The sequence below is a fragment of the Streptomyces calvus genome, assembly GCF_006782915.1.
Taxonomy (GTDB): Bacteria; Actinomycetota; Actinomycetes; order Streptomycetales; family Streptomycetaceae; genus Streptomyces; species Streptomyces calvus.
Genome location: NZ_VCNP01000003.1, coordinates 18,940 through 31,608, shown reverse-complemented (window position 1 = coordinate 31,608; position 12,669 = coordinate 18,940). Strand labels below are relative to the sequence as shown.

Genomic DNA, 12,669 nt, shown 5'->3' with positions numbered 1-12,669 from the left:
GCCGCGAGGTTGTCGGCCGTAGGTGTCGGGGTCGATGAGCCGTTCCTCGCGTGTTCGATTTTGCGTTCGATATAGTGAGGGTGGGAGGTGGCAGTGATGACCGCAGGGCCGGAGCCGGCGCGGGAGGTGCCGACGGTGATGCATGTGCGCTGCCCGGCCCGCCTGCCGGAGGAGACCTACCGCCAGGTCCTCGAGCAGCTGGCGGACCTGTCACCCGTGGTGCAGGCCCTGCCGCCGTCGGCCGCGCTGGTGGAACTGAAAGGCGCCCTGCGCTACCACGGCCCCGACACCCGACGGCTGGGCGAGATGCTCCGCGTGCGCACGATCTCCCGCCTCGGCGTCGACCTCCGCGTCGGCATCGGCCCGACCGTCACCGTGGCGGCCACCGCCTCCGCCCAGGTCCCCGAACCGGGAGGCGTCCTCGCCGTCCCCTCCGGCCAGGCCGCCGACTGGCTCGCGCCACTGCCCGTCCAGGCACTGCACGGCATCGGCCCGCGCCAGGCCGACGCACTGCACCAGTACGGCATCCACACCGTCGGCCTGCTCGCCGCCGTCGCACCGGCGACGGTGCAGCGCCTGCTCGGCGGCACCGCCGGCCGCGCCGCCAGCGACCGGGCCCGCGGCATCGACCCCCGCCCCGTCGTCCCCCGCGCACTGCCCTCCTCCGCGGCCGTGCGCCGCGGCTTCGACCAGCACACCCTGGACGGCGCCACCGTCCGCGCCGCCCTCCTCGACCTGGTCGTGAAACTCGGGCGACTCCTGCGCCGCCGCGGCCAGGCAGCCCGCGCGCTGACCCTCACCCTGCGCTTCGCGGGCGGGACCACCTGGGAGAAGACCCGCCGCCTCACCGAGCCGTCCGCACACGACGAGGACCTCCGCACCCTCGCCTACCAGCTGATGGACGCCGCCGGCCTGCAGCGCGGCCGCCTCACCGGCATCGCTCTCAAGGGCGAGGACCTCGTCGACGCCGACCAGGTCGCCCAGCAGATCAGTCTGGATTCCGCCCGCGAGGCCCGCCTGGTCACCGAAGCGGCCATGGACCGCATCCGCGACAAGTTCGGCCCCGGCGTGATCGGCCCCGCCGCCACCCGCCGCGTGTCCTGAACCGGCCCGACAACCGCGCGCCCCGCCGGTGCAGCAACCACTGCTTCCGCGTGCCGGGCACGGCGGGACAGCAGTGCCCGTACGATGATCACGTGACCGCCCGCCGCGTACTCGGCTCCGGCCCCGACAGCTCCGCGCCCATCGGCGCGGCCCAGGCCGACCTGCAGCACGACCTCCCCGGCGTCCGACTGCCCGACCTGGCTGAACTGCGGGCCAGGGGAGTACTCGGAACCTCTGGTGCCAGGCCCTCGGCCGCCCGCCGCGTACTCGGCGCAGGCAACCGCCCGGACTCCGGAACCGCCGACACCTCCGGCTGACGCACCCCGGCCCGGTCCGGGTGGCGTCACACCGTGGCGGCCTCCTGCCCGGACACCGTCGCCGACCACCGCAAGGCAAGCGCGCGCAACGCAACCGGCAAACGGTGTGCGCTGCCGCCGCCGACGTGGTGGTCACCTCCGGCGCCGACGCCCCCATCCGCCAGATCGCGGCCCGAGCGGGAGTGGGATGGCCACCATCCATCGCCACTTTCCCGACCCGGGCGGATCTCGCCACGGCCGCCCACCGCCACCAGATCGAGGCATGCGCCGAGGCCGGCCCACCTACCGGCAGCCGTCCACTACCCGCTCAACGCGTCGAGCCAAGGGATCGACCTCTTCCCTGATGTGTCAATGCCCGCGTCTTCGGTATCCCTTCGGAGGACCTGATCAACAGCCTTGCAGATCATTCACCCCTCCCGGGCCGTGTCGATCGTCGGATGGGTCGTTAGTCATAGCGCTCCGGCCAGGACGGCCGGTTCACGGTCCAACGGAAGGAAACCGACACTGATGTACGGCACGCGGCGCATGGCGGTAGTGACCTCGATCGTGGGGATGCTCATGGCTCTTCCCGCGGGCATGGCTACGGCCCATGCCGGTGACGGTGACGCAGGGGCGGGCGGTGTGCTGTCCAACCTCTCCGGCCGCAACTCCTCCGGTCATGCCAACCTCTGCGGCACCGGCAAGGTGGCGCTCTTCAAGGAGCGCACCTGTGTGGCCGAGGACGACGGCAAGGGAGGCGGCGACCAGGCGGGCCCCAGCGGCGGCGTCCTGTCCAACCTGCTCTTCGCCCGCAATGCCTCGGGGCACAGCAACAACTGCGGCAACGAGACGGTGGCCGTGTTCAGCAAGACCACCTGCGTCACCGTGGACCGCTCCGGTCACTGAGTAGCCACACCGTTTGAGCAAGGAGAGGGGCCACGATGTCGTCGACTTCCCTGTGTGTGGGTGTAGTAGCGCCCTTGACGGGGCGACTGGCCCCTCTCGGGGCTCCGCTGTCCTACGTGCTGCGCAGACTCGCACCCCGGCTCGCGCACGTCCGCAACGGCGGCCGCCGCCACGACGTGACCGTTGCCGTGCGCGACAGCCGTTCGGATCCTGCCGTGGCCCGGCAGGCCGTGCGCGATCTGGCCGACGTCGACGGCGCGCACGTTGTGCTCACCATGGCCGGCACCCGCGTCCTGCCCGCCGTCACGGACGCCTGCGAGGAGGCCGGGGTGCCCTGTGTGTCGACGACGTTCCCCTGGCAGGCCTACGTCCACACACGCGGTGCCGGGCTCGGGGGCCGATTCCGGTGGACGTACCACTTCGCGTGGGGACTGGACGACATCGCGGCCGTCTTCGCCGACCTGTGGGAGCGCGTCGAGGGGCGGGGTGCCGTCGGGTGCCTCTGGAACGACGACCTGCAGGGCGCCCTGCTCCGTCACGACCGGTACGGCTTTGCCCCGGTGACGCTCCTGCGCGGGCACGCCCTGGTCGACCTGGGCGCCTACCGGGAACCCTCCGACAGCTTCCACGCGCAGGTCGGCCGCCTGCGGGAGCACGGCACCGACCTCGTCACCAGCGCCGCCACCGCCACCGATCTCGCCCTCTTCCACCGCCAGGCCCGTGAGGCCGGGCTGCGCCCGCGGCTGATCACCTGCTCGCGCTGGCTGACCTACCCGCACACCCACACCACCCCTGCCCCCGACATCCACGGTGAACTCGCCGACGCGGGCATCGCCACCCTGGTCTACTGGAGCCCCGGCCACCCGTACCGCTCCAGCCTGGACGGCACCACGTGCACCGAACTCGCCCACGCCTACCAGCAGGACACCGGCGCGGCATGGCTCCAGCCCCTCGGCCTGGCCCACGCCCTCTTGGAGACGGCGCACCACGCTCTCGCCACTGCGGGCGACCCCACCGACCGGACCTCCGTCGCAGAGGCCCTCGCGGAAACCCGTCTCGACACCATCGCCGGACACCTCGACTGGAGCCGGGGACCGACGCCCAACATCGCCCTGCTGCCCCTGGTCGGCGGGCAGTGGCACCAAGGTGCGGAGGGCCCCCGGCTCGCTGTCGTCAGCAATCGCGCACATCCACAGGTCCCGCTCACCGGGGAGCTGACGCCGGCACGCTGACGTCCGCCCGGCCCATCCGCCGCACGCGCCTTCCGGTGCACCCCCTGTACGGCGCCGCCGGTGGGACGCCTCGGCGCAGTCCCCGCCAACCGGGCGGGGACCGGCCGGCGTGACCGCCCGCCGAACATCCGGCTCGATGCGCGGCGGCAGCTCACCACCGGCTGAGCCGTGGACCCTGAGGCCGCAGGCCACGTTTCGGCCGACAGACCCGCTGCCGCACCATCGAGCGCTGCCCCGACCGGCTCGATGGCCCAAGGCGCCGCCGCGAGACACGACAGGAACGTCACTGCCTGCAGCAGCGACCCAAGGCCCTTCCTCGGACGGCTTTCGTCGAGAGTGGACGCTGCGCGACGGTGACCGTATCCACACAGGTGGTCACCGGGTCTGCTCCTGCAGGTACTCGGTGAGGGCCACGCCCGGCCGGAACGTGGCCACGCCGTCAGCGGCCTCGAAGCTTCCAAAACTGCCGAGGGTGACGGACTCCCGGGCCTTGAGCGCCTCGGCGATGGTGCCCGCCTGCTCGACGGTGCCGAAGAGCACGTCGAGGATCCGGCCGATGTCGTCCGCGGTGAGCTGCCGGCCCTCCGGTCCGTCGACGGCACGGCGAGCGGTCATCTCGGTGAGCTGCGACTTGTCCACGTGAACGCTTCCCTCGCCTCTTCAATGACAGTGATACGTCGAGGCTTCCACCATCGTGGCAGGCTGCTCCGGCCGCATCTCCTGACGCTCGCCTCCGCGCGAGACTGGGCCCGCCGCCGGACCACCGCAGTTCGGAAGCACCGGAATCACCCGTAAGGAAGGCCGGCAGCCGGACGGAGAGGGATTCGCCGCTGCGGTCTGCCGTTCGGGTGGTGCTCGCCGCCGTGGCTACGCGGTTGGCTCCCGGGTCTGCTGCGCCGCACCGCCCGTGCCTGCGCTGCCCGTACCTGCGGAGCGGGGCCCGCGTTGCCGCGGGCCCCGCCCGAATGGTGCCGCTCGTCAGGAGGGCGTGGGGCGCGCCCGGTCGGGGGAGGGTTCGAGGCGGACGACGATGCCCTTGGACGTGGGTTGGTTGCTGATGTCGGCGACGCTGTCCAGCGGTACGAGGACGTTCGTCTCGGGGTAGTAGGCGGCGGCCGAGCCTTTGGCAGCCGGGTAGGGCACGACCTCGAAGTTCGCGGCCCGCCGCTCGGTGCCGTCCGCCCAAACGCTCACGAGGTCGACGCGGTCGCCCCGGGCCAGACCGAGTTCGGTGAGGTCGGCCGGGTTGACGAGTACGACGTGACGGCTGCCGTGGATGCCTCGATAGCGGTCGTTGTTGGTGTAGGGGACGGTGTTCCACTGGTCGTGCGAGCGCAGAGTCTGCAGCAGCAGGTGACCCTCGGGCGCCCGCGGAACGACCCGCTCGTTGCAGGTGAACAGGGCTTTGCCGGCCTTGGTGTTGAAGACGCCTTCGTTGACGGGATTGGGCAGCCGGATGCCTCCGGGGCGGGCCACGCGCGCATTGAAGTCGTGGAAGCCGGGCACGACGCGCGAGATGTGGTCGCGGATGGTGCCGTAGTCGCCCTCGAACGTGTCCCACGCGATGTCCGCCTTGCCGTCCAGGGTGCGGCGGGCGAGGCGGCACAGGATGGCTACTTCGCTGAGCAGCAGCGGGGACGCGGGCTCCAGGCGGCCCTGGGAGGTGTGCACCTCGCTCATGGAGTTCTCGACGGTGACGAACTGTTCGCCGTCGGCCTGCCTGTCGCGCTCCGTGCGGCCGAGGGTGGGCAGGATCAGCGCGGTCTCACCGCAGACGGTGTGCGAGCGGTTGAGTTTGGTCGAGATGTGGGCGGTGAGCCGGCAGGAGCGCATCGCCTGCTCGGTGACCTCGCTGTCGGGAGCGGCGCGGACGAAGTTGCCGGCCAGGGCGAGGAAGACCTTGACGCGGCCCTCACGCATCGCCTTGATCGAGTTCACCGAGTCCAGGCCGTGCCGGCGCGGCGGGTCGAAGCCGAACTCCTGCTGCAGGGCGTCGAGAAAGCTGTCCGGCATCTGCTCCCAGATGCCCATGGTGCGGTCGCCCTGGACATTGCTGTGGCCGCGCACCGGACAGGCACCGGTCCCGGCGCGTCCCAGATTGCCGCGCAGCATGAGGAAGTTGACGATCTCCCGGACGGTGGGCACGCCGTGCTTGTGCTGAGTGATGCCCATGGCCCAGCAGACGATGACGCGTTCGCTCTCGAGGACCTCGTCGCGGACCTTCTCGATCTCTTCGAGAGTGAGTCCGGTCGCTGCGCGCACGTCGTCCCACTCGACGGTCCTGGCGTGCCGGGCGAAATCCTCGAAGCCGGAGGTGTGGGCGTTGATGAAGTCGTGGTCCAGGACGGTGCCGGGCCGGGCGTCCTCCGCCTCCAGGAGCAGACGGTTGAGGCCCTGGAAGAGGGCGAGGTCACCGCCGGGTTTGATGTGCAGGAAGCGGTCGGCGATCTGAGTGCCGCGCCCGGCGATCCCGCGTGGTTTCTGCGGGTTCTTGAAACGCCGCAGCCCGGCCTCCGGCAGTGGGTTGACCGCAACGATCCGGCCGCCGTTGCGTTTGGCCTCCTCCAAGGCGGAGAGCTGGCGCGGATGGTTGCTGCCGGGGTTCTGTCCGACCAGGAAGATCAGGTCGGCGTGGTGGAGGTCGTCGAGGCTGACGGTGCCCTTGCCGGTGCCCAGGGTCTCGCTCAGGGCGAAGCCGCTCGACTCGTGACACATGTTGCTGCAGTCGGGAAGGTTGTTGGTGCCGAAGGCGCGGGCGAAGAGCTGCAGGACGAAGGCGGCCTCGTTGCTGGCGCGGCCGGAGGTGTAGAAGACGGCCTCGTCGGGTGAGGCCAGCGCTGTGAGTTCCTGCGCGAGGACGCCCAGGGCGTCGTTCCAGCCGATGGGCTCGTAGTGCTCGGAGCCGGGCCGCTTGATCATCGGTTCGGTGAGCCGGCCCTGCTGGTTGAGCCACATGTCCGAGCGGGCGGCGAGGTCGGCGACGCTGTGCTCACGGAAGAAGTCGGCGGTGATCCGGCGCGTGGTGGCTTCGTCGTTGATGTGCTTGGCGCCGTTCTCGCAGTACTCGTTGCGGTGGCGCCGGCCCGGAGCCGGATCCGCCCACGCGCAGCCGGGGCAGTCGATTCCGCCGACCTGGTTCATGGCCAGCAGGTCCACCCCGGTCTTGCGCGGGGAGGTCTGCTCCAGGGAGTACTCCAGCGCGTGCACGACCGCCGGGAGGCCGGCCGCCCACTTCTTCGGCGGTGTCACGGAGAGGGTGGTCTCCGGCTCCTCGCCGGGCGGGTTGTGCATGGGTTCGCCTTTCTCTTGCCGTGTCCGGCACGCCGGTCAGCCGACGGGCCACCGAGCCACGCGGCTCCTGGGCGGTTCCGGGTGCTCGTACTGCACGCGGCCGTTGCGGATGGTGCCGCGCCAGGCGCCGCTCTCCTGCCCCAGTCCCTCGATGAACCGCTTGAAGTGCATGAGTTCGCCGCGCACCAGCCGAGCGGTCAGCCGGGCGGTCAGGCGGGCCGCCCTGGACGAGGCGGCGAGGATCCGCGCACCTCCCTGCGGCTCCAGGAGCATGCGGACGGTGATCGCGGTGCCGCCGGACTCCGTCGGCCGGAACTCGACCTCGCCCTGGTGAGAGGGGTACTGCTCCAGACCGCGCCAGGCCAGGTAGGCGTCCGGGTCCTGCTCGACGATCTCGGCCGCGAAGCGGTGGCGAAGCGGGCCGTAGCCGATGGTCCAGACGGTCACGGTGGGCCTGGGCTGCTCCACGCCGCGCACCACGGCCGAGAAACGCGGAAAGGTCTTGAACTGCGTCCACTGGTTGTACGCCGTCCGTACCGGCACCGCGACCCGCACCGTCTCCTCGACGTGCTGCTCCCGCAGCGGACGGCGGCGCGCGACGCCGTCCGTGCGCGTCCCCGGCATGTTCGGCACGGCCTGCCGGGCGTCGTCTTCGTGCGCCATCGTGGCCTCTCCTCGGGTGAGGGAGCCGGGCGTCCGGGCACCCGGTCTCCCTTCGTGCGTCAGCTTGTCTTCCGGTTCCCGCTTCGAGCACTTCGAGTCACCCCGAAGGCGTACGTGTCCTGCCTCGTGCGGTCAGGCCACGGGGCTGCGCGGCGACTGACGCGGCCGGTCACGGATGGCCCGCGGACGGCGCGGTTCAGGCAGTCGTCGCGCGCGTCCCGACCCTGTCGCCGTGGCCCCGTCCGGCGCGAGGCAGGCGATGCGGATGTCTAGCTTGTTGCGGATGTGCGGCGCAGCGGCCGGGCACCGCGTTCCGGCTGGTGGCCGCGGCGGTCAGAAGCTTCTCGGGCGCCGGTCACCTCCAGTTTCATCCCGCGCGCGTCCACCCGCCACTCACTGTGCCGCGCCGTCCGCGATCAGCGGGCGATGACACCCGGCGCGGAGCCGATGGCCGTGACGCTGCGCGGGCCGCGCTGGGCGAGGATGCGCCCGACACGGATTCCGGCACGTGCGCAGACGGCGACATGTGCGACGGCAACATGTGCGACGGCGACATCGGGAGGGCACGCCGCGGCGGTCCCCCGACTGCCGGAAAACGGCCGGTCGCGGCGGTGATCGGCCGTCCTCCGACCGGTCGGAATGATGCCCCGTACGAGTCGCCACCGGCGCCGGTACGGCGGAGCGAGGCGGGGCACGCAGTTCCTGTACTGGCCTCTGTCGCACCCGACCGCGTACCGGTGGTCAAGGAAGGCGTACGTCGGCGGCCTCGGACGTGCTGTCGTGCGGCGGCGCCGGTGCGGCCGGCCCGGGCGGGGCCGCCGCAGCACATCGGGGCGGCCCGCCGATCGAGCGTGCCGGTCAGCCGGGCCGCAACGACATCGCCCCGAGAGGGGTTGATCGGTCAGTACGCCGTTTTCGTCTCCTGCGGTCGGCGGTACCGCCGAACCCGGGAACCGCGTCCAGCGGATCACCGGCTCGGTTCAGCAAGGGCTGCGCCACACCCCGAGGGCCGGCTCCTTCACCATGGACGACAGTCCCAGCCGCCGGGACTCGGCGCAGAAGCTGCTCCGCGGCTCCGTGTACTCCACGTGGAACACCGCCTTGCCGGCCTCGACGAACGGGGAGAGTTCACCGCACTCGTCGTACTGGGCGCACTCCTCGTTGACCGCGAAGTCGAAGTGGTCCACGAGCTGGGGGATCTGAGGAAGGTCGTTCTTGAGTCCCACCGACAGCCCTCGCTCGTGGGCGATGGCGGCGATCATGCGGTTGTACCTGAGCTGGTCACGTGCGGTCAGCGGGAAACCGGTGTCGTTGCCGTAGCCCTCCACGAGATCGGGTTCCACCGCGTCGAAGCCCTTGTCACGGCACATGTCGAAGCGGCGTTCCATGATCGGTCGCAGGACGTCCAGCCGACGGATGTCCAGCCACCGTTCGCCCTTCCAGCCGTTGGGCCGGCCGAGCACGGAGCGCGGGAACGCCTCCCGGTCCGGCCGGAACTCCTCCCACGCGCCGACGTTTATGTAGCAGATGACCTTCCGGCCCGCACGGTGCAACCGGGCCACGTCCGCGGCGGAGTTCTCGAAGCCGTCGATGTCGTAGACGGGCACGTCGGCCGACGGATCCACCCTGCCATCGAGTTGCCACTGCCAGGTGAGGCCCGGGCGGGGCTTCCAGCGTGCTCCGGTCGTCGTCGCGTGCGGTGCCGCCGGTGTCGTGCCGTGCCCGCCGGAAGGCCGCTCCTCATTGTCGGAGCAGCCCGTCAGTGCCGTGGCCGCCAGCGCGGTCAGCAGCGCGGCGCAGGACCATGCCCGTGTCACCGCTCCGCCCCGCTGAGAGCCGGTGTCAACTCGGCCCAGGGATTGGGCGGCTCGCCCGTCACCGGGCCGCAGACCGCAGCTCCGCGTTCGTGAGCGGTGCGCACGGCGAGGGGGACGAGGGCGTCGGGCACGCCGTAGACCAGGTGGCAGAGTCGTCCGGGTGGCCGGCGAGCGGCCCAGGCCGGACGGGCGAACGCGGAGACGTACGTCGACCAGTGGCCCTCGAACGTGACGGTCAGATCGGCGAGTCGGGCGTAGCCCGGCTCCGGGTGGACTCCGGGATTGAGGACGACCGTCCCCGCACCCAGCCTACGCAGCGTCCGCACGAGGCGGCGGCAGGTCGCGAGCCCGTCCGCGTTCGCGGTCACGCGGTCCAGGAAGCAGCCGTCCGCCGCGTACCACTCCCGGTGGCGGCGCAGGTCCTCGATGACGTCCTCCGCGGCGCGCACCCCGTAGTCCGTGTCGACGTAGCCCAGCAGGCGTGCGCCCGCGTCCCGCAGGGCGCCGGCCGCGGCGGTGAAGGCCGGGTCGGGGGCTTCGCCCGGGCCGCTCGCGGGGTTGAGGACGACTCCGTAGGTGCGGGACGCGGCAGTGATGAGCCGGTGCCAGGCTCCCGGATCCTCGGCCGGGTGGACGTACAGCGGGATCAGCAGGTTCATGACGTACGGCGACCTTCCCACAGTGCGGTCAGTGCGTCGTCGAGGGTGTGGGCCGGGCGCCAGCCCAGGCCCTCCACGGCGGCCGTGATGTCGGAACACTGCCACGACACCCGCGCCGAGCGGGCCGGGCTGCTCGCCGTGGACTCCTCGATCCGGCCCCGGAAGCCGGCCAGGGCCGTCAGGCCCCGCACCAGGTCGCGCACCGGGACGGCCCGGCCCCCGCTGATGTTGAGGACCGGCGGCAATGGGTGCGGGGCCGTGGCCGCGAGGACCGCGGCCCGTGCCACGTCCCGTACGTCGACGAAGTCGCGGTGGGCGGACAGGTCCCCCAGCCGCAGCACCGCCTCCGGGCCGGGCCCGGCCTCGCGCAGCAGGGCGGCGATCCGGCCGGGCAGCGAGGTGGGCGGCGCTCCCGTGCCCACCGGATTGCCCACACGCAGCACCACCGCGTCCAGTCCCGAGGTGGTCACGGCGACCGTGCCCGCGAGCTTGGTCGCGCCGTAGGAGCCGACGGGGCGGGTGGCCGCCGACTCCGTGACCCGGGTGCCGGGCGCTCCCGGGCCGTACTCGGCGGCCGAGCCCAGGTGCACCAGCCGGGCCGCGGGGGCCGCCTCACGCAGAGCGGCGCACAGCACCGCGGGGCCGCGGGTGTTGACCTCGGCCATGGCGACGGGGTCACCGCCGGTCGCGCCCGCGCAGTTGACCACGGCGTCGGGCGCGGCGGCGGCGAGGGCCTTCGCCAGGTGCTCCGGGCGGACGCGGGCCAGGTCCACGTCGAGGTCGGCGGCCGGTGACCGGCCACCGCCGAGGACCAGCGCGCCCGGCAGGGCGCGCAGCCGCTCGGCGACGTGAGCGCCCAGGTAGCCGGTGAAACCCAGGACGAGAATGCGCATGAGGTGCTCAGGCTCCCTTGAGCAGAAGCGACTTGCGGGTGGTGAACTCGGCGTTGGCCCGGTCGTAGTCGTCGGGGCGGCCGATGTCCAGCCAGTAGCCGTCGAACTCGTAGGCGTGCGGCTGGTTGTCCGACTTCAGCAGATCGAGGACCAGCTCGTCGAACCCCAGAGGCAGACCGGGCATGTAACCGTCCAGCGTGGAGCGGGACAGGCCGTAGACCCCCATGGAGACGCGGTAGTCCATGCTCGGCTTCTCGGTGAACGCCACGACCTTGCTGGCGTCCGTGGTCAGCACCCCGAAGTCGATGTGCACCTTGCGGGCGTAGGTGGCGATGGTCAGCGGCGCGCCGGAGGCGCGGTGCCGGGCCAGGACATCGGCGTAGTCGAGGTCGGTGAGGACGTCACCGTTCATCACCAGGAACGTCTCGGGAAGGCGGTCGCGCAGGGTGAGCAGTGGGCCCATGGTGCCCAGCGGGCTCTCCTCGCTGGCGTAGTCGACGGCCAGGCCCCATTGCGAACCGTCGCCGACGTAGGCGCGGATGATCTCGCCGAGGTGGCCGATCGCGATGGTGCAGCTGGTGAAGCCGGCGGCGGAGAGCTGGCGCAGCACGATCTCCAGGATCGCGTGCTGGTCGCCGATGGGGACGAGCGGTTTGGGCAGCGCCGTGGTGTAGGGCCGCAGCCGTACGCCCTTGCCTCCGGCCAGGATCACTGCGTGCATCGTGGGCTCCTCCTTCGGGAACGCTTCGTGACGTGCGCGGACGGGACGGACGAGGTCCGCGCGGTCAGATGTTGTAGATGCCGGTCTTGTAACGGGCGAGGTTGGCCGGGTCGCGGAAGAACTCCACGGTGTGGGCGAGGCCCTCCTCCAGGGTGTGGGCGGGCCGCCAGCCGGTCGCGGCGGCGAGCCGGCTCGCGTCGGCGACCAGACGCATCACCTCGGAGTTGGCCGGGCGGATGCGGGCCTCGTCCTCGCGCACGTCGAGCGGCGTGTCCATCACCTTGCCGATCAGCGCGACGAGGTCGCCGACCGAAATCTCGCCGCCGGTACCGGCGTTGAAGGTGCGGCCCACGACCTTCTCGGACGGCGCGGTGCCGACGGCGAGGAAGGCCCGGGCGGTGTCCTCGACGAAGGTGAAGTCCCGGGTGGGACGCAGGTCTCCGAGCGTGATGGTGCGTTCGCCGGCGGCCACCTGGCCGATGACGGTGGGGATGACCGCCCGCATCGACTGGCGCGGCCCGAAGGTGTTGAAGGGGCGCAGCGTGACGACCGGGGTGTCGAAGCTGGCGTGGTAACTGTCGGCGAGCCGGTCGCCACCGGCCTTCGAGGCGGCGTACGGGGACTGCGTGTGGATGGGGTGGTCCTCGGTGATGGGCACGGTCTGCGCGGTGCCGTACGTCTCGCTGGTGGAGGTGTGCACCAGCCGGGGTGTGCCCAGGGCCCGTACGGCCTCCAGCACGTTGAGGGTGCCGGTGACGTTGGTGTCCACGTAACTGTGCGGGGCCCGGTACGAGTAGGGGATCGCGATGAGGGCGGCCAGGTGGTAGGCGCTGTCGGCGCCTTCGAGGAGGCCGCGGACGGAGCCGGGGTCCCGGACGTCGCCGAGGACGATCTCCACCTGGTCCAGGACGTCGGGGTGCAGGGTCTCCAGCCAGCCGTACGAGGAGAAGGAGTTGTACTGGGCCATGGCCCTCACACGGTGTCCGGAGGCAACCAGGGCCTCGGTGAGGTGCGAGCCGATGAAGCCCTCGGCTCCAGTGACGGCGGCGAGCGGTGCGGAGGTCAACTGGGTTGTCCCTTCGGTGTT

General features: G+C 71.8%; 12 protein-coding genes. 4 read left to right on the top strand and 8 right to left on the bottom strand.

What is annotated here, in order from left to right:
- The first annotated feature begins 96 nt into the window (after nucleotides 1-96).
- From FGW31_RS00255 to FGW31_RS00240, 4 genes are all read left to right on the top strand, one after another.
- Entirely contained in the window at nucleotides 97-1,104 is a 1,008-nt protein-coding gene (locus tag FGW31_RS00255) for a DNA polymerase Y family protein (RefSeq protein WP_142191224.1), read from the top strand.
- A 92-nt stretch (nucleotides 1,105-1,196) separates the two neighbouring features.
- The gene (locus FGW31_RS00250) at nucleotides 1,197-1,421 is read left to right on the top strand and encodes a hypothetical protein (RefSeq protein ID WP_142191223.1); all 225 of its coding nucleotides are present in this window, start codon (nucleotides 1,197-1,199) and stop codon (nucleotides 1,419-1,421) included.
- Between the two features lie 576 nt (nucleotides 1,422-1,997).
- Nucleotides 1,998-2,306: a hypothetical protein gene (locus FGW31_RS00245; RefSeq protein WP_233452285.1), complete on the top strand. Its 309-nt coding sequence runs from the start codon at nucleotides 1,998-2,000 to the stop codon at nucleotides 2,304-2,306.
- A 35-nt stretch (nucleotides 2,307-2,341) separates the two neighbouring features.
- On the top strand, nucleotides 2,342-3,538 hold the full coding sequence (locus tag FGW31_RS00240; protein WP_142191221.1) for an ABC transporter substrate-binding protein: 1,197 nt from the start codon (nucleotides 2,342-2,344) through the stop codon (nucleotides 3,536-3,538).
- Between the two features lie 375 nt (nucleotides 3,539-3,913).
- On the opposite strand, the gene FGW31_RS00235 is transcribed toward FGW31_RS00240, so the two are convergent.
- The 8 genes from FGW31_RS00235 to FGW31_RS00200 form a co-directional block, all read right to left on the bottom strand.
- Nucleotides 3,914-4,177, bottom strand: coding sequence for an HU family DNA-binding protein (locus FGW31_RS00235; RefSeq protein ID WP_233452282.1), 264 nt, complete (start codon nucleotides 4,175-4,177; stop codon nucleotides 3,914-3,916).
- 339 nt (nucleotides 4,178-4,516) lie between these two features.
- A complete protein-coding gene (locus tag FGW31_RS00230; RefSeq protein WP_142191220.1) occupies nucleotides 4,517-6,829 on the bottom strand; it encodes an FdhF/YdeP family oxidoreductase in 2,313 nt (770 codons plus the stop codon).
- Nucleotides 6,830-6,865: 36 nt separating this feature from the next.
- Nucleotides 6,866-7,492: an SRPBCC family protein gene (locus FGW31_RS00225; protein WP_142191219.1), complete on the bottom strand. Its 627-nt coding sequence runs from the start codon at nucleotides 7,490-7,492 to the stop codon at nucleotides 6,866-6,868.
- Between the two features lie 980 nt (nucleotides 7,493-8,472).
- On the bottom strand, nucleotides 8,473-9,309 hold the full coding sequence (locus FGW31_RS00220; protein WP_233452280.1) for an endo alpha-1,4 polygalactosaminidase: 837 nt from the start codon (nucleotides 9,307-9,309) through the stop codon (nucleotides 8,473-8,475).
- Nucleotides 9,306-9,968: a spherulation-specific family 4 protein gene (locus tag FGW31_RS00215; RefSeq protein WP_142191218.1), complete on the bottom strand. Its 663-nt coding sequence runs from the start codon at nucleotides 9,966-9,968 to the stop codon at nucleotides 9,306-9,308. Before FGW31_RS00215 ends, FGW31_RS00220 begins: the two co-directional genes overlap by 4 nt.
- Nucleotides 9,965-10,861, bottom strand: a complete 897-nt coding sequence (locus tag FGW31_RS00210) for an NAD-dependent epimerase/dehydratase family protein (RefSeq protein WP_142191217.1) — start codon at nucleotides 10,859-10,861, stop codon at nucleotides 9,965-9,967. Before FGW31_RS00210 ends, FGW31_RS00215 begins: the two co-directional genes overlap by 4 nt.
- A gap of 7 nt (nucleotides 10,862-10,868) precedes the next feature.
- Nucleotides 10,869-11,582 (bottom strand): nucleotidyltransferase family protein, encoded by a 714-nt coding sequence (locus FGW31_RS00205; protein WP_142191216.1) that lies wholly within the window; start codon nucleotides 11,580-11,582, stop codon nucleotides 10,869-10,871.
- A gap of 64 nt (nucleotides 11,583-11,646) precedes the next feature.
- Nucleotides 11,647-12,648 (bottom strand): GDP-mannose 4,6-dehydratase, encoded by a 1,002-nt coding sequence (locus tag FGW31_RS00200; protein ID WP_142191215.1) that lies wholly within the window; start codon nucleotides 12,646-12,648, stop codon nucleotides 11,647-11,649.
- Nucleotides 12,649-12,669: the final 21 nt, after the last annotated feature.